Origin of the sequence: Actinomycetospora aurantiaca, assembly GCF_037401875.1 — a bacterium.
GTDB classification, from domain to species: Bacteria; Actinomycetota; Actinomycetes; order Mycobacteriales; family Pseudonocardiaceae; genus Actinomycetospora; species Actinomycetospora aurantiaca.
The window spans coordinates 317,716-334,459 of sequence record NZ_JBBEGN010000002.1 but is presented as its reverse complement, the minus strand read 5'-3'; the positions used below and the strand labels follow the sequence as shown (position 1 = coordinate 334,459).

The 16,744-nt window shown below is 76.3% G+C and carries 13 protein-coding genes and 1 pseudogene; 2 read left to right on the top strand and 12 right to left on the bottom strand.

Translation table 11 applies throughout. The features are described from left to right. Positions 1-33: 33 nt before the first annotated feature. From WCD74_RS06195 to WCD74_RS06185, 3 genes are all read right to left on the bottom strand, one after another. On the bottom strand, positions 34-1,194 hold the full coding sequence (locus WCD74_RS06195; RefSeq protein ID WP_337693957.1) for an XdhC family protein: 1,161 nt from the start codon (positions 1,192-1,194) through the stop codon (positions 34-36). Continuing rightward, the gene (locus tag WCD74_RS06190; RefSeq protein WP_373696043.1) at positions 1,187-2,317 is read right to left on the bottom strand and encodes a vWA domain-containing protein; all 1,131 of its coding nucleotides are present in this window, start codon (positions 2,315-2,317) and stop codon (positions 1,187-1,189) included. Before WCD74_RS06190 ends, WCD74_RS06195 begins: the two co-directional genes overlap by 8 nt. An 86-nt stretch (positions 2,318-2,403) precedes the next feature. After that, complete coding sequence (locus tag WCD74_RS06185) at positions 2,404-3,300, bottom strand: AAA family ATPase (RefSeq protein ID WP_337693955.1); 897 nt, start codon at positions 3,298-3,300, stop codon at positions 2,404-2,406. Between the two features lie 488 nt (positions 3,301-3,788). On the opposite strand from WCD74_RS06185, the gene WCD74_RS06180 reads away from it, so the two are divergent. Continuing rightward, on the top strand, positions 3,789-4,421 hold the full coding sequence (locus WCD74_RS06180; RefSeq protein WP_337693954.1) for a LysM peptidoglycan-binding domain-containing protein: 633 nt from the start codon (positions 3,789-3,791) through the stop codon (positions 4,419-4,421). Positions 4,422-4,551: 130 nt separating this feature from the next. Here WCD74_RS06180 and WCD74_RS29930 read toward each other — a convergent pair. The 5 genes and pseudogenes from WCD74_RS29930 to WCD74_RS06150 all read right to left on the bottom strand — a co-directional run bounded on the left by WCD74_RS29930 (position 4,552) and on the right by WCD74_RS06150 (position 8,255). After that, positions 4,552-5,477 (bottom strand): annotated as a pseudogene (locus tag WCD74_RS29930) (molybdenum cofactor biosynthesis protein MoaE). 28 nt (positions 5,478-5,505) lie between these two features. Continuing rightward, positions 5,506-5,988, bottom strand: coding sequence for a cyclic pyranopterin monophosphate synthase MoaC (gene moaC, locus WCD74_RS06165; protein WP_337693951.1), 483 nt, complete (start codon positions 5,986-5,988; stop codon positions 5,506-5,508). After that, positions 5,985-7,445, bottom strand: coding sequence for an NAD-dependent malic enzyme (locus tag WCD74_RS06160; RefSeq protein WP_337693950.1), 1,461 nt, complete (start codon positions 7,443-7,445; stop codon positions 5,985-5,987). The genes moaC and WCD74_RS06160 overlap by 4 nt, the downstream gene beginning before the upstream one ends. A 19-nt stretch (positions 7,446-7,464) precedes the next feature. Further along, positions 7,465-8,049: a nucleotidyltransferase family protein gene (locus WCD74_RS06155; RefSeq protein WP_337693949.1), complete on the bottom strand. Its 585-nt coding sequence runs from the start codon at positions 8,047-8,049 to the stop codon at positions 7,465-7,467. After that, the gene (locus WCD74_RS06150; protein WP_337694279.1) at positions 8,049-8,255 is read right to left on the bottom strand and encodes a hypothetical protein; all 207 of its coding nucleotides are present in this window, start codon (positions 8,253-8,255) and stop codon (positions 8,049-8,051) included. The genes WCD74_RS06155 and WCD74_RS06150 overlap by 1 nt, the downstream gene beginning before the upstream one ends. A gap of 104 nt (positions 8,256-8,359) precedes the next feature. Here WCD74_RS06150 and WCD74_RS06145 point away from each other — a divergent pair, with 104 nt between their 5' ends. Next, positions 8,360-10,669, top strand: a complete 2,310-nt coding sequence (locus WCD74_RS06145) for a helicase-associated domain-containing protein (protein WP_337693948.1) — start codon at positions 8,360-8,362, stop codon at positions 10,667-10,669. A gap of 10 nt (positions 10,670-10,679) precedes the next feature. On the opposite strand, the gene WCD74_RS06140 is transcribed toward WCD74_RS06145, so the two are convergent. Genes WCD74_RS06140 through WCD74_RS06125 form a run of 4 tightly spaced genes read right to left on the bottom strand, consistent with a single transcriptional unit; the run spans position 10,680 to position 16,476 of the window. Beyond that, entirely contained in the window at positions 10,680-11,270 is a 591-nt protein-coding gene (locus WCD74_RS06140) for a GTP-binding protein (protein ID WP_337693947.1), read from the bottom strand. After that, positions 11,251-11,964 carry a DUF742 domain-containing protein gene (locus tag WCD74_RS06135; protein WP_337693946.1) on the bottom strand — a complete coding sequence of 238 codons (714 nt, stop codon included), beginning with the start codon at positions 11,962-11,964 and terminating at the stop codon, positions 11,251-11,253. The genes WCD74_RS06140 and WCD74_RS06135 overlap by 20 nt, the downstream gene beginning before the upstream one ends. Positions 11,965-11,989: 25 nt before the next feature. Beyond that, positions 11,990-12,412, bottom strand: coding sequence for a roadblock/LC7 domain-containing protein (locus WCD74_RS06130; RefSeq protein WP_018332375.1), 423 nt, complete (start codon positions 12,410-12,412; stop codon positions 11,990-11,992). After that, positions 12,409-16,476: a nitrate- and nitrite sensing domain-containing protein gene (locus WCD74_RS06125; protein ID WP_337693945.1), complete on the bottom strand. Its 4,068-nt coding sequence runs from the start codon at positions 16,474-16,476 to the stop codon at positions 12,409-12,411. Before WCD74_RS06125 ends, WCD74_RS06130 begins: the two co-directional genes overlap by 4 nt. Positions 16,477-16,744: the final 268 nt, after the last annotated feature.

Below are 16,744 nucleotides of genomic sequence, written 5' to 3'. Positions count from 1 at the left end.
GATCGTCCGGGCTACCCCCGAGTAGGTCGCACGTCAGCGTGAACCGGAGGTCAGCTCCGCCGCCTGGATGCCGGGTTCGACGTTCGAGTCGCCGTGGATCGGGCCCTCGCGACCGGAGAGCGGGGTGCCGTCCCCGCCCCACTGCCGGGCGATCATCTCCGCGGCGATCGACACCGCGGTCTCCTCCGGGGTCCGTGCGCCGAGGTCGAGTCCGATCGGGCTGGACATGCGGTCGAGCTCGGTGTCGGTCACCCCGGACTCGCGCAGCCGCTCCAGCCGGTCGAGGTGGGTGCGCCGCGACCCCATCGCCCCGATGTAGCCGATCTCGGGCAGGCGCAGCGCCACCTCGAGCAGCGGGACGTCGAACTTCGGGTCGTGGGTCAGGACGGCGAGCGCGGTGCGGGAGTCGATCCGGCCCGCCTCGGCCTCGGCGGCGAGGTAGCGGTGCGGCCACTCCACGACCACCTCGTGGGCCTCCGGGAACCGGCTCGTCGTCGCGAAGACGGGGCGGGCGTCGCACACCGTCACGCGCATCCCGAGGAAGTTCCCGATCCGCGCGACGGCGGCGGCGAAGTCGATCGCGCCGAAGACGATCAGGCGGGGCGGCGGCGCGAACGACTCGACGAACACCCCGAGGCCCTCGCCGCGGCGCTCGCCGTCGGTGCCGTAGGTGACCAGCGTGGTGCGCCCGGCCGCGAGCAGGCCGCGGGCGTCGTCGCGCACGGCGTCGTCGAGCCGCTCGCTGCCCAGCGTGCCCTCGACCCGGTCCGGCCAGACGACGAGGCGGCGGCCGACCCCCGGCCCGGACACGATCGTCGCGGTGGCCACCGGCCGGTGCTCGCGGACCGCCTCGGCGATCTCCCCGAGCTGCGGGTAGCTCTCGCGGTCGACCTGCTCGACGAACACGTCGAGGATGCCGCCGCAGGTCAGGCCGACCGCGAAGGCGTCGTCGTCGGACACGCCGTAGCGCTGCAGCGTCGGGTCCTCGCCGCCGAGGACGTCCGAGCCCAGCTCGTAGACCGCGCCCTCCACGCACCCGCCGGAGACGCTGCCGACGGCCTGCCCGTCCGAACCGACGAGCATCGAGGCCCCGGGCTGGCGGGGGGCGGAGCGGAAGGTCCCGACGACGGTGGCCAGCGCGGTCGGGCGTCCCTCGGTCCACCACCCCTCGAGGGTTCCGAGCACGTCACGCATCGGCGAGCACCTCCGTGAGTTCCTGCAGGGTGGCCAGCGAGTGACCGGCCAGCAATCGGTCAACGTGCGGGAGGGCCGCGGCGATTCCCCCCTGCACCGGCTCGTAGCCGCGCTTGCCGGCGTGCGGGTTCACCCAGACCACGGTGTGGGCGAGGCGGGCCAGCCGGGACATCTGCTCGCCGAGCAGGTCGGTGCCGCCGCGTTCCCAGCCGTCGGAGAACACGACGACGACCGCGCGGCGGGCGACGCCGCGCTGTCCCCACCGGTCGAGGAACGCCGCCAGCACCTCGCCGAGCCGGGTGCCGCCCGACCAGTCCGGGATGGCGGACCCGGCGTCGCGCAGCGCGCGCTCCGGGTCGCGCTGGCGCAGCTCGCGGGTGACGCGGGTCAGCCGCGTGCCGAGGGTGAAGGTCTCCACCGCCTGCGGGGTCCGCCGGGTCAGCACGTGCGCGAACCGCAGCAGGGCGTCGGCGTAGGGCGCCATCGACCCGGAGACGTCGAGCAGGATCACCACCCGGCGGGGCCGTTCCCGGCGCTGCTTGCGCGCCAGCCCGGGCACCTCCCCGGCGTGGCGCAGCGTCGCGCGCAGGGTGCGGCGGGCGTCGGCCTCCCCGCGCCGGTCGGGCCGGCGCCGTCGGGCGCGGCGGCGGGGCGGGTCCGGCGTGAGCAGCGCGAGCATCCGTCGCAGGTGCTCGCGCTCGCCGATCGTCAGCTCCGCGATGTCGCGGTCGCGCAGCACCTCCTCACCGGACGCGGCGACCTTGAGCTCGGGGACGTCGTCGTCCTCCTCGCCCTGCCCCGACCGCTCGGGCGGGTTCAGCGCGGCGATCGTGGCCGTGCGCGGCTTCGGCGGGGCGGGGCGCCCCATCCGCTGCTCGCGCGGGTCGGAGGAGAACCAGGCGTGGAACGCCTGGTCGTAGCGGGCGACGTCGTCGGGGTCGGAGCACAGCGTCAGCCGCCCCGCCCAGTAGGTCGCCACCTCGCTGGCGACGTCGACCTCGCGCAGGGCCCGGAGATAGGTGGCGGTGCGATCGGGGGTGACGGGCACCCCCGCGTGCCGCAGGAGGCGGGTGAAGGCGACGAAGTCGCGCAGCACGGCGTCGTCGTCGGGCACCGTCGACAGCGAGTCGACGATGCCCGAGGCGAGCACCGCGCCGGCGTGCGGGCGGGGAGCCGGCCCGTCGGTGCTCCCGCCCCGGTCGGCGGTCGTCATGAGGCGAGCAGGGCGTCCAGCGCGTCGCGGGCCCGGTCGGCGTCCTCGCGGTACTTCAGCACCGCGCCCAGCGTCGTCGTCGCCGACTCCAGGTCGAGGTGGCGCGCGCCGATGAGCTCCAGCGCCGCGGCCCAGTCGAGCGTCTCGGCCACGCCGGGCGGCTTGAGCAGGTCGAGGCCGCGGAGCCGGTGGACGGCCTGCGCCACCTGCTGCGCGAGCTCCTCGGACAGCTGCGGCATGCGCGAGCGCAGGATCGCCACCTCGCGCGCGAGGTCGGGGTGCTCGAGCCAGAGGTACAGGCACCGCCGCTTGAGCGCGTCGTGCACCTCGCGGGTGCGGTTGGAGGTGAGCACCACCAGCGGTGGGGTCTCGGCCCGGACGACCCCGATCTCGGGGATCGTCACCGAGTTCTCCGCGAGCACCTCGAGCAGGAACGCCTCGAACTCGTCGTCGGCGCGGTCGACCTCGTCGACGAGCAGCACGCTCGGCGTCGTCTGGAGGGCCTGCAGCACGGGGCGGGCGAGCAGGAAACGGCGGTCGTAGAGGGAGGCCTCGACGGCGTCGGCGTCCAGGGCGCTGCCCGAGGCCGAGGCGGCCGCCTCGGCGGTGCGCAGGTGCAGCAGCTGGCGCGGGAAGTCCCAGTCGTAGAGGGCCTGCGCGGCGTCGATCCCCTCGTGGCACTGCAGCCGGACCAGCGGCGCGCCGAGCACCTCGGCGAGGGCCTGGGCGAGGGCCGTCTTCCCGGTGCCGGGCTCGCCCTCGCAGAACAGCGGCCGTCCCATGCGCAGGGCGAGGAACGCGGCGGAGGCGAGACCCGCGTCGGCGAGGTACCCGGTGCGTTCGAGGGCGGCGGCGACGGCGTCGGGTCCGTCGAATTCGGTGGCGGCTGTCACCGGTTCATCGTCCCTCACGCGGGTCGGTGCTGCTCAGGTTGCAGTGGCACACGACGCAGGCGGGCCCGCGACCACCGTGACGAGAGCGACACATCGACCCTGAGTCACAACCGTGTGACATCTGCCTGAACATGGTGTCACGCCGCGTTGACCTGCAATAACGGCGAGCAGGAGCCGTTACAAGTCGCCGATGGGGTGAATACCCGGAATCTGAGAGAGGCTTGAAAGAACCTGTGTGCTCCGTACCGTTCGCTCTCGGCCGTCTCGAGAACGGCCATCGACCAGCCCCGAGGTCGCCGCGTCCGACGCCCGTCCAGCGGCCCCGGGTGACCCGATACGAGAGGTGCGGACCGGACGGGCCGAGCGAGCAGAGGCATGGTGCGCCCACGGCGTACCCACGGTGAGGCCGCGTGGAACCGGTCGACGATCCGTCGGGGAGATCACTCCCGGCCGACTGCATCGTGGGGCGCGGTGCGACGAGAGAGGTCATGCTTCGTAGTTCCGAAGAGTCGCTGGCGCGCGCCCTCACCCGACGGGCGGCCCAGCTGACGCTGGTCGGCGCGCTCGCGGCCACCCCGCTCGCGTTCACGGCCGGCACGGCATCCGCGGACACCGACTGGGACAAGCTCGCCCAGTGCGAGTCCAGCGGCAAGTGGTCGACGAACACCGGCAACGGGTTCTCCGGCGGGCTCCAGTTCACCCCGTCCACGTGGAAGGCCTTCGGCGGCTCGGGCAGCGCCCACAACGCCAGCCGCGAGGAGCAGATCGAGGTCGCCGAGCGGGTCAAGGCCGAGCAGGGCATGAACGCCTGGCCGACCTGCTCCAAGAAGACCGGTCAGACCTCGAACAAGTCGAACGGCGACAGCGGTTCGTCGAAGTCCGGCTCGTCGTCCGGCTCGTCGTCCGGCTCGTCGTCGTCCAAGAAGAAGGGCGAGGCCGCGGCGATCAAGGCGCCGGCCCCGTCCGCCGTCGCCCCGGCCGGTGGCTACACCGTCGCCTCCGGCGACACCCTCAGCTCCATCGCGTCCGCGCACGGCGTGAGCTGGGAGCAGATCGCGCAGCGCAACGCGATCGCCGACCCCGACACGCTGGCCGTCGGGCAGCAGCTCGCCCTGAGCTGACCTCTCCGCACCACGACCCCCGCCGGTTCCCCGAGCTCCGGCGGGGGTCGTCGTGTGTGGGTCAGCGCTGGTCCGTTGCTGACACCTGACGTCAGAACGGCGCCACTCGCGCATCGCCGGAGGCGACGGCCTACGGGCAGTTGACCCATTCCTCGGAGCCGTCCGCGAACTCCTGGCGCTTCCACACCGGCAGGCGGCGCTTCACCTCGTCGACCAGCTCGCTGCACGCGTCGAAGGCCTCGCGCCGATGCTCCCCCGCGACCGCGCACGCCAGGGCGACGTCGCCGATCGCGAGCGGGCCGACCCGGTGGGACACCGCGATCGCGGTGACGCCGGAGAAGCGGCCCGCGACGTCGGCGGCCACCTCCTCCACGACCGATCCCGCCGACGGGTGGCCCTCGTAGTCGAGCGTCCGGACCGAGCGGCCGTGGTCGTGGTCGCGCACCACGCCGGCGAACGTGACGACCGCCCCGCTGCGCGGCCCGTCCACCAGCGCGGCGTGCTCGGCGACGTCGAGCGGCTCCTCGCCGACGGCGGCCCGCAGCACGACGGCGCGGGTGCTGGGTGCACTCACCGGTGGTCCCCTCCCTGGATCTGGTCGACGGCGTGCTCGAGCACGGGCTCGAGCACCGCCAGACCGTCCTTCACCCCGCCCGGCGACCCGGGCAGGTTGACCACCAGTGTGCGCCCGGCGACCCCCGCGACGCCGCGGGACAACATGCTCGTCGGCACCGTCTCCGCCCCGGCCGCGCGGACGGCGTCGGCGATCCCGGGCACCTCGTAGTCGAGCACCGTGCGCGTGGCCTCCGGGGTGCCGTCGGTCGGCGAGATGCCGGTGCCACCCGTCGTCAGGACCACCTGGACGCGGTCGGCCACCGCCGCCCGCAGCGCGTCCGCCACCGGCTGCCCGTCGGGCACGACGACGGCGTCGTCGGCCGACCAGCCCCGCTCCCGCAGCCAGGCGACGATCAGCGGACCGCCGCGGTCCTCGTACACCCCGGTCGAGGCCCGGTTCGACGCCGTGACCACCCGCGCCCTGCGCAACGGCTCGTTCATCGCCGCCCTCCCCGTCGCTCCGCCCGCGTCATCGCCCCTCCGGCCTGGTCCAGACGCCCGACCGGCCGCCCTCCTTGCGCTCCAGCCGCACCCCGTCCATCGTCGCGGCCGGGTCGAGCGCCTTCACCATGTCGTGCAGCGCGAGGCCCGCCACCGAGACGGCCGTCAGCGCCTCCATCTCCACCCCGGTGCGGTCCGCGGAGCGCGCCGTCGCCGCGATCCGCACCTCGGACTCGCCCACCTCGAGGTCGACCGTGACCCCGGCGAGCGGGATCGGGTGGCACAGCGGGACGAGGTCGGGCGTGCGCTTGGCGCCCATGATGCCCGCGATCCGGGCGGTGGCCAGGGCGTCGCCCTTGGGCACGGTGCCGTCGCGCAGGGCCGCGCACACCTCGGCGGTGGTCCGCAGGACGCCGCTCGCGGTGGCCACGCGCCGGGTGACCTCCTTGTCGCCGACGTCGACCATGCGCGCGGCGCCGGTCTCGTCGACGTGGGTCAGGTGGCGGTTCACGCGTCCTCCTTCTCCGCGACGCCCTCGGCCGACTCGGCGCCGGCGTCGAGCGCCTCCTGCACCGAGGACGGCTGCGCCTCCCCCGCCTCGCCGACCTTGCGCACCGCGGACGCGACCGCGGGCGACACGGTGGAGTCGAAGACGCTCGGCACGATGAACAGCGGGTTCGGCTCGGACACGACGTCCGCGATCGCCGCGGAGGCGGCGAGCAGCATCGCGTCGGTGATCCCGCGGGCCTGGGCGTCGAGCAGGCCGCGGAAGATGCCCGGGAAGGCGAGCACGTTGTTGATCTGGTTCGGGTAGTCCGAGCGTCCGGTGGCCACGACGGCCGCGTGGTGCTGGGCGATGCCGGGATCGATCTCCGGGTCGGGGTTCGCGAGCGCGAACACGATCGCGTCGTCCGCCATGCCCCTGATGTCGTCGGCGTGCAGCAGGTTCGGCGCCGAGACGCCGATGAAGACGTCCGCGCCGGGCAGGGCGTCGTGCACGTCGCCGGTGCGGCGCGCGACGTTGGTCTGCTCGGCGACCCATCGCAGCGACGGGTGCAGGCCCTCCCGGTCGGGGTGGATGATCCCGTCCACGTCGACCGCGATCAGGTCCGCGGGCCCCAGCGGCAGCAGCAGCCGGATGATCGCCGACCCGGCCGCCCCGACCCCGCACACCACGATGCGGCAGTCCTCGGCCCGCTTGCCCACCACCCGCAGCGCGTTGCGCAGCGCCCCGAGGACGACGACGGCGGTGCCGTGCTGGTCGTCGTGGAAGACGGGGATGTCCAGCGAGTCGCGCAGCCGGGCCTCGATCTCGAAGCACGCGGGCGCGGCGATGTCCTCGAGGTTGATGCCGCCGTAGGCGGGCGCGAGGATCTCCACCGTCCGGATGATCTCCTCGGTGTCCTGGGTGTCCAGGCACACCGGCCAGGCGTCGACCCCGGCGAAGCGCTTGAACAGCGCCGCCTTGCCCTCCATGACCGGCATCGCGGCCGCGGCGCCCAGGTTGCCGAGCCCCAGGACCGCCGAGCCGTCGGTGACCACGGCGACGGTGTTGCGCTTGATCGTCAGCCGTCGCGCGTCGTCCGGGCGGCGGGCGATGGCCTGGCAGACCCGCGCGACGCCGGGCGTGTAGGCCCGGGACAGGTCCTCGCGGGTGCGCAGGCCGACCTTGGCGGTCACCTCGATCTTCCCGCCGAGGTGGACCAGGAACGTGCGGTCGGAGACGTTGCGCACGCGCACCCCGTCCAGGGCGTCGAGCGCGTCGGTGATCTCCTCCGCGTGCCGCTCGGACAGGGCGTTGCAGCTGATGTCGACGATGATCGAGTCCGCCCGGGACTCGACGACGTCGAACGCCGTCATGACGCCGCCGACGCGCCCGACGGCGACGGCGAGGTCGCCCGCCGCGGTCGCGCTCGCGGGCGCCTCGACGCGTGCGGTGATCGCGTAGCCGGGTCCGGGGACCGCCACTGTTCAGCCCTCCTGCGCTCTAGTCCGATGCCAGCCGGGCCAGATCGGCCGGGGTGTCGACGTCGTCCCGGGTGGCGACGTCGCCGACCTCGACGGCCCGCACGTCGTCCCGCCCGGCAAGGTAGCCCCGTGCCCCGACGTCGTCGTGCGCGGCGGCGGCCACCGCGGCCAGGTGGTCGCGGCCGAACACCACCGGATGGCCCGGCCGGCCGTCGTAGCCGCCGCGGACGATGCTGCCGGGCGTCGCGGCCGCGGCGACCCGGGCCAGGGCCTCCGGGCCGATCCCGGGTGTGTCCACGAGCAGGACCAGGACGGCGTCCGGGTCCCCCGGGAGGCCCGCGAGCCCGGCGCGCAGCGACTCGCCCATGCCGCGCTCCCACGCCTGCGCGGGGACGACGACGGCCGCCGGGTCGGCGTCGTGCACCGCTGCGGTGACCGCGTCGGTGGCCGCCCCAACCACGACGACCCGCGGGTCGCACCCGCCGTCACGAAGGGCCCGGAGCGACCGCGCCACGAGTGGTTCGCCGTCCAGCGCGACCAGCGCCTTGGGCGTGCCCATCCGGCGCCCGGCCCCCGCCGCGAGGAGGAGGCCGGCGACGGCCATCAGCGATTGATCTCCGTGTGCGGGTGCTCGTAGCCGAGCTGCTCGGCCGACAGGGGGAACTCGGTCTCGCCGAACGGCGACGCCGCGCCCTGCGTGGGGGCCATGAGCTCGGTGATCGGGTGCCCGCCGTCGACCTGGGGCCACCACGGGTCCTGCCGGGGCTCCATGGCCTTCTCGCTCTGGTCACCCTCGCTCTGCGCTGCCACCGGTTCCTCCCTGGTCGCGGTTCCCGGGCCCCAGTCTGCCGCATCCGGGGCCCGCGCAGCGAGGTGGACCGCCCCGGCGATCAGCAGCGATTAACCTGGTAGGGATGGCCAGGACCCTCCTCGAGCACCTGCGCGCCCAGGACGACGCGACCCTCGGTGCGCTGCTGCGTGCCCGCCCGGACCTGGCCCTGCCCGCGCCCGCCGACACCGGCGTCGTCGCGACCCGCGCCGGCGTGCGCACCTCGGTGGGCCGGGCCTGCGAGGAGCTCGACGCGCTGCACCTCGCCCTGGTCGACGCGCTGCTGGTGGCCGAGGCCGACCAGGCGCCGGTCGATCCGGGCGCCGTCCTCGGGCTCCTCGGCGCCGACGTGCCGGCCACGGCCGGACGGGCCGCCCTGGAGCGGCTGCGGACCCTCGCGCTGGTCTGGGACGCCGAGCACGGCCGCGGCTCCCCCATCCGCGCCGTGCCCGCCCTGCGCGACACCGCGCGGCGCCACCCCGCCGGGCTCGGCCGCCCCGCGCCGGAGGGATCGGTGCTGCGGGACGGCGACCCCGCGGCGGTGATGGACGGCCTGCCCGACGACGAGCGCGCGGTCGTCGACGCCCTCGACCGCGAGGGCCCGGTCGGGCGCAGCCGCGCGCGGGACGGCGACGAGGGGCCGGTGCCGCGGCTGCTGGCGGCCGGCGTCCTGCGCCGGATCGACGACGAGACCGTGGAGCTCACCCGGGAGGCCGGGCTGGGCCTGCGCGGCGACCGGCCGCTGGGGCCGATCGTCGCCACCGACCCGATGCCGGCGCCGACCACCCACGAGCCCGACACCGTCGACGCCACGGCCGCCGGGGAGGCCCTCGAGACCGTGCGGCGCGCCGAGGGTGTGCTCGCCGCCTGGTCGGCCGCCCCGCCCGCCGTCCTGCGCTCCGGCGGGCTCGGCGTCCGCGACCTGCGCAGGCTGGCCAAGCAGCTCGACGTCGACGAGACCGCGGCCGGCCTGCTCGTCGAGACCCTCGCCGCCGCGTCGCTCGTCGCGGTCAGCGAGGAGGCGGACGCGGTCTGGTGCCCGACGACCACCGCCGACCGCTGGCTCACCTCGCCGCCGGAGACGCAGTGGGTCGCGCTCGCCCGGGCGTGGCTGGAGATGCCGCGCCAGCCGTCGTCGATCGGGCAGCGCGACTCGATGGACAAGCTCGTCGGCCCGCTCTCCGACGAGGTCCGGCGGCCGTGGGCCGCGGCGGTCCGCCGCCGGGTGCTCGCACGGCTGGCCGAGTTCGACGACGGGGACGGTCCGGCCTCCGTGGACGCCCTGGTCACCTCGCTGGCGTGGCGGGCGCCGCGGCGCGGCGGCCGGATGCGCGACGAGCTGGTCCGCGCGACCGTGCGGGAGGCGACCGCGCTCGGCGTCGTCGCCCTCGACGCGATCACGACGGCGGGTCGCGAGCTGCTGCGGGTGCCGCGGCGGCCGGACGACGACCCGGACGCAGCCGCGGCGGCCGCGCTGCGCCCGGCCATGCCCGAGCCGGTGGGCCACGTGCTGCTGCAGGCCGACCTCACCGCCGTGGCTCCGGGGCGGCTGGAGCCGGAGCTCGCGGCGGCGATGGACCGGGTCGCCGACGTGGAGTCCGCGGGCGGCGCGACGGTGTACCGCATCAGCGAGGGCTCGCTGCGCCGCGCCCTCGACCTCGGGTGGACCGCCGCCGAGGTGCACGCGCTGTTCGCCGAACGTTCGGCGACCCCGGTGCCGCAGGGGCTGACCTACCTGGTCGACGACGTCGCCCGGCGCCACGGGCGGCTGCGCGGCGGATCGGCCGCGTCGTTCCTGCGCTCCGAGGACGAGGCGCTGATGGCCGAGGTGATGGCGCTCCCGGCGGCGGGGTCGTTGGAGCTGCGGCGCATCGCGCCCACCGTGGTCGTCTCGTCCGCGCCGCTGGCCGAGCTGATGGACGCGCTGCGCGGCGCGGGGCTCTCGCCGGTGGCCGAGGACGCCGACGGCGGGGTGCTCGACCTGCGCCCGCGCGGGCGCCGCACCGCCCCGCGCCGTCCGGACCGGGCGGGCGCGAACGGCTCGCCGTCGCTGTCCGAGGACCAGGTGGCGGCGCTGGTCGCCCAGCTGCGGGCCGGCGACAAGGCCGCGACGGCGGCCCGCGGGTCGGCGACCGTGCCCGGCTCGACCCGCCAGACCGCGTCGGCCACCGTGGCGGTGCTCGCCGACGCGGCCCGGACGGGCCGCACGGTGTGGATCGGCTACGTCGACGCCGCCGGGACCGCCTCGCAGCGGGTCGTGCGGCCGCTGCGGGTGGGCGGCGGGCTGCTGGAGGGCACCGACGCCGCGGTCGAGTCCGACGACACGGGGCCGGGCTCGGCGGTGTCGTTCGCCCTGCACCGCATCACCTCGGTCAGCGTGCTGACCGAGACGTGAGGGCCTCGCGTCACGCCCGCGCGCCCACCGCCCACACCTGCATCGCGTGCTCCACCAGCGCGATCAGGGTCTCCTTGGTCGACTCGCGGTCGCGGGCGTCGACGGTGACGACCGGCACCGCCGGGTCGATGGCGAGCGCCTCGACGACGTCGTCGAGCGAGTGCGCCAGGACGCCGTCGAAGCAGTTCACCCCGAGGACGTAGGGCAGGTTGCGGTCCTCGAAGAAGTCGACCGCGGCGAAGCAGTCGGCCAGCCGCCGGGTGTCCACCAGCACCACGGCGCCGATCGCCCCGCGGACCAGGTCGTCCCACATGAACCAGAACCGGTCCTGGCCCGGCGTGCCGAACAGGTAGAGGATCAGGTCCTCGTCCAGCGTCACGCGGCCGAAGTCCATCGCGACGGTCGTCGTGCGCTTGTTCGGGACCGCGGTGAGGTCGTCGACGCCGGCGCTCGCGTCGGTCATCACCGCCTCGGTGGTCAGCGGGTCGATCTCCGAGACCGAGCCGACGAAGGTGGTCTTGCCCACCCCGAAACCCCCGGCGACGACGATCTTGGCCGACGTGGTCGTCGGGACCGCCTGCTCAGAGCCGTCGTAGTCCACTCAGCACCCTCTCCATCAACGCCATGTCCGGGGTCTCCCCCGTCGACGAGGCGGTCTCGTGCACCACGATCGATCCGTGCGCGGCCATGTCGCCCAGCAGCACGCGCGCCACCCCGAGCGGCAGGGACAGCAGCGCCGCGACCTCGGCCACCGACCGGGGCTCGACGCACAGGTCGGCGATCATGCGGTGCTCGTACTGGACGACCTGGGCCGGGTCGCGTCCCTGGGCCGTCGTCGACAGCAGGGCCTCGACCGCCAGGTCGTACGCCGGCCTGGTCCGGCCGCGGGTCCACGCGTAGGGCCGCACGAACGACGCCTCCGGCGGCTCGTCGCCGCGGCGGGGGCCGTCCGGGTAGTCCGGTGCCACGAACTCGTGGCGGCCCGGGGCCTGGATGCCGCCCGGCGTGGTCGGCGGCAGGGCCGGGTCCCCGTGCGGGAACAGCGGTGCCGAGAGCGGGGCGAAGCTCGTCGTCGGCGTCCCGCCGGGCGGGGTGCGGTGCGCCCCACCGGCGCCCTCCACGTGTCCGGCGTCCTCGGCGTCCAGCCGACGCGCGGCGTCGGAGTCGGCGTCGGACCCGGCGTCGTCCCGGCGGCGGCGCCGGAAGAGTCCGCGCCGCTCCCCCGCCCGGCGCGGCGTCCCGCCGGTGATCCCGTTGAGGACCTCGGCGAACGCGTCGTCCGGTCCCTGGGTCACCGCGGGTCACCTCCCCCCGGCCGTCTCACCGGAACCCCGATCCCTGCAGCTCCGCGCGCAGTTCGGGCGTGAGCAGCTGGCCGACCCGGTCGACCAGCAACGTCATCTCGTAGCCCACGAGTCCGATGTCGCAGTTCGGGGCGGCGAGCGTGGCCAGGCAGGAGCCGTCACTGATCGACATCAGCAGCACGATGCCGCGCTCCATCTCGACGACCGTCTGCACCACCTCCCCCGCCTCGAAGCAGCGGGCGGCGCCCTGGGTGAGGCTGACCAACCCGGACGCGACCGCGGCGAGCTGGTCCGCCCGGTCCCGCGGCAGGCGGTTCGACGCGGTCAGCAGCAGCCCGTCGGCGGAGACGACCACGGCGTGCGCCACGCCGGGCACCCGCTCGGCGAAGTTGGAGACCAGCCAGCCGAACCTGCTGGGCTGCGACTGGGGTGCCGTCACTGCTCCTCCTCGATGGCGTTGGGGGCGTCGTCCGCGGCGGCGGGCCCGCCGTCGGGCGACCGGGTGGCGCGGGTGCGCCCGTCGGCGACCCCGCGTTGGTAGCTGGCGAGCCGCCCGCGGACCGCGTCCGCGCTGCGGCGGGTGGCCTCGCCCGGGCTCGCCGGCACCGGGGACGGCCCGGGACGGGCGCTGCCCGGGACCAGGTGGGCGCGCGGCCGGCGCCGCGGCAGGCCGGACTCGGTGATCCCGGCGTCGACCGCGGTGAGCGACGGTGCCCCCGCGTCGAAGCCGCCGCGGCCGGTGTCCGCCCATTCCGGGTCGAACGTGTCCGGGGCGTCGGGCTCGGCCTCCCGGAACCACACCGACGCGACCTCGTCGAAGATCGGCGTGCGTTCGCGGTTCGGCAGCACGGCAGCCGGACGGCGGGGGAGGCTCCCCGCCGGGGTCCGCGTCGGGAGCCCGCCCGTCCCGTTCGTGCCCGGGCCGGGGAATCCGTTGGTCCCCAGCACGTCGGCCTCGTCGGAGGTCGGGGCGTGCCCGTTCGTGCCCGGCCCGTGGGCTCCGTCCGGGGCAGGGGCCGGCCGGGGCGGGGCGTCGGCCGCGAGGGCGGGCGCCGGGGTGTCGTCCGCGGGGGCGAACAGCTCGTCGGCCTCCGCGGCCGGCACCTCGTCGCCCTCGGAGGCGGGCCGGGGCCGCAGTCGCGGCGCCGAGCCCGGCCGCAGCAGGGGCCCGCCCTCCGGCCGGCGTCGCTGCGCGAGCGGGCGCAGCGACCGCCGGGTGGGACGGGCCGGGAGGTCGTCGGCCGGCTCCGCCGAGGGGTCGTCGACCTCGCCGTCCGGGGTGGTCGGCCCGGCGACCGCCGCGTCGACCTCGTCCGGGGTCGGCTCGTGGTCGGGCTCGTCCGCGCCGCCCGCGGGCTCGTCCTCCTCGACGACCGCCTCGTGCACGCCGGTCGTCGGCCCCGTCGGGACCGGGCCGTCGACGACCGGCTCCGGAGCCTCCGGGTCCGGCGTCCCCGCCGCGACCTGGTCCGGCTCCTCGGCGCCCGACCCGGTCGGGACGGGCGGGGGGACGACCTCCGCGCCGTTCCACATCGTCGGTTGCGGCGCCGGGGGCGACCCGGCCGGCCGGGGACCGCGGTCGCGGGGCGGGCCCCAGGGCGCGGGCCGCGGCCCGCCGGGGGGCGGTCCCGCGGGGCCCGGGGGCATCGGCCGCGGCGGCATCGGGCGGCCGGGAGGGCCGACCAGCGCTCCGTCGGGCGCACGCTCGCCCCAGCCCTGCGGCGGAGCGGGCGGCGCCGCGGGCCCCTGCGGCGTCGGGCGCGGCCGCGGACGGCCGTCCCGGACCGGGGCCGCCGGGGGTGCGGCGTCCGGGCGGAACCCGTGGCGGCCGGGCGGGCCGGCGTCGTCGACCTCCTGGGTCTCCGACCCGGCGGGCTCCTCGGCCTGCTCCTCGGCGGGCCCGCGCCAGGCGTGGGCCGCGACGGGCCGCTCGGGGACCCCGGCCGGCTGGTTGTCGGATCCGGGGCCGCCCTGGCTCCAGACGGTCACCCCGTCGTCTCCGCCGTCCCTGGCGGCGCCGACGGTCGCGACGCGGTCGTCGTCCTCGTCCTCGTCGTCGGGCTCGGGGGCGTCGTCCTGCGGTCCGGTGACCCCCGCCGGCGGCTCCGGTGGGGGCGGCGTGGCGCCGGGGCGAACCGGGCGGCGCGGGAGGGCGGCGGCGAGCGCCCCGCTCAGGCCGTTGCGCCGGCCCGGCTGCTCGTCGGCGGACGGCTCCGCGCCCGGGACCGGGTCGCCCGGCTCGGGAGCGGTCGACGGGGTGATCGACGGCGCGAAGAAGGTGGCCGCTCCCGCGACCCCGGCCGCTCCCACCGCCGTGGATGCGGTGGATGCGGTGGATGCGGTGGCCGCGGACCCGCGCGTGGCGGCGGTGCGGCGGGGCAGCTCCGGCCGGTCCTCGCGCGGCTCCTGGCGGGGGATGCCCGGACCGTCGGGGCGCGTGCCCGCCCCGGTCGAGCCCGGGGAGCGGACGGGCAGGCCGGTGCCGCCCAGGGCGCGGGTGGACCGCTGCCCGCCGCCCGGCCGGCCCGTGGGCGTCCCGGAGAGCACCGCGGAGGACGGGATGCGGACCGCCGCGACGACCCCGCCCTCGTCGCCGGCCCGCAGGGTGACCCCGATCCCGTGCCGGACGGCCAGGCGCCCGACCACGAACAGACCCATGCGGCGCGAGGCGGACACGTCGACGGTGGGCGGCGAGGCCAGGCGCTGGTTCGCGTCGGCGAGGTCCTCGTCGGTCATCCCGATGCCGTGGTCGGCGATCTCGAGGACCACCGCCCCGTCCGGCTCCGAGCGGGCCGTGACGTCGACCCGGGTCTCCGGCGCCGAGAAGGCGGTGGCGTTCTCGAGCAGCTCGGCGACGAGGTGCACGACGTCGGCGGCAGTCCGCCCGAGCAGTTGCACCGAGGGCGGCGGGGCGAGCTCGACGCGCTGGTACTGCTCGACCTCGGAGGCCGCGGCGCGCAGCACGTCGACCAGCGCCTCCGGTCGGCCGCCGCGCCGCGCGAGGTCGGTGCCGGAGAGCACCAGCAGGTTCTCGGAGTTGCGGCGCATGCGCGTCGCGAGGTGGTCGAGCTGGAAGAGGTCGCCCAGGGCGTCCGGGTCCTCCTCCTTGTTCTCCATCTGCTCGATCAGGCGCAGCTGCCGGTCGACGAGGGCCTGCGAACGGCGGGAGAGGTTGACGAAGATGCTGTTGAACGCGGACCGCAGCCCGGCCTGCTCCGCGGCGAGGCGGACCGCCTGCTCGTGGACCTGGTCGAACGCGCGGGCGACCTGCCCGATCTCCTCGCGGGTCTCGATCGGCGTCCGGGCGACCTCGGCCTCGGGCGCCTCGCCCTCGCGCAGGCTGCGGACCGCGTCGGGCAGCCGGCGTTCGGCGACGTCGAGCGCGGTGCGGCGCAGCAGCCGCAGGGGGCGCAGCAGCGAGCGCGTCACGAAGAAGACGACGGCCGCGCCGGCCATCAGCGCGAGCAGGAGCACCACCGACGCGATCCCGGCTGCGTTGCGGGCGTTGTTCTGCAGCGACGCGGCGTTCGCCTGGAGGCGCTCGCGGAGCTGGTCGGAGACGCCGGTGACCCGGGTCTGCACTGCCGCGGAGGCGGCGTCCCAGTCCTGCGCGGAGACCTGCGGCGGCAGCCCGGCGCTCCCCCGGCCCAGGACCACCTGGGCCAGCCGGTCGCGCTGGTCGACGTCGGGGCCGACCACGGCGTCGGCGAGGGCGGCGTTGTCGGTGCCCACCGCGCTGCGGAACTCGTCGACGGCGATCGTGCGGCGCAGCGTCGCGTTGCGCGCCTGGTCGATCGACGGGGCGTCGATGCGCCCGCCCGCGATCGCCGCCGCCACGACGGCCTGCACGTAGGCGTCCTGCTCGCGCACCACCGACAGCGCGTACAGGCCGTTCGACAACCCCGCGATCGACGGGTCCGCCGCCTCGCGGGTCAGCGACTCGTCGAACGTGAGCACCGCGGTCGTCGCGTCGGTGTAGCGGGAGATCGCGCCCGCCGGGTCGACGGCCCCGGCGCGGACGTCGTCGCGCACGCGGTCGAGGCCCTCCACCGCGGAGAAGGCCTCGCGGTAGGCCGAGCGGGTCTGCTCGTCCACCGAGTCGGCCGACCCGTAGGCGCTGCGCAGCTGGGCCAGCCGGTCGTTCGTCGCGTCCACGGCCTCCTGGACCGGGCCGAAGCCGCCGGCGCGGTTGGTGGCGAGCAGCACCGCGGCGGCGCGGCGCTCCGCGTCCAGGGCCCCGAGCAGGGCGGTGTTGTTGCTCTCCAGGGCGACGGCCTGCTGCACGCCGTCGTAGGAGCTGGCCTCCTCGGTCTGCTCGACGATGCGCAGCACGCCGAGGGTGATGACGAACAGCGTCGGCACCAGCAGGACCGCCGCGAGCTTGACCGGCAGGCTCCAGTTGCGCAGGGCGAGCCGGTCGCCGCGCGGGGGCCGGGCCGGCGGGTCGGGCGCCCCGCCGCGGGCCTCGCCGCGCGCGTCGGTTCGACGGACGGGAGCGGTCACGCGATGGTCCTTCCCCTTGCACCGGTCGGTGAGTCGCCTGCCGCGGACACGCGCCCTCGAACGGACGCCTGCTCCACCCTCAGTAGTTGTTCATGGGCTACACTGCCGTCGGATCGGCCACGGCGGCGCTCTGCGGGTGACGGGGTCACCCCGGTCGACGAGCGGTCGTGTGCACGGAGTGCACGCCGCAGGGCAGTGGGTCGCATCGCTGGTCCGTCGCATGGTGGGCAGGGTGGCCGTGCACGGGCACACGCGCGTGGCCCGCGAC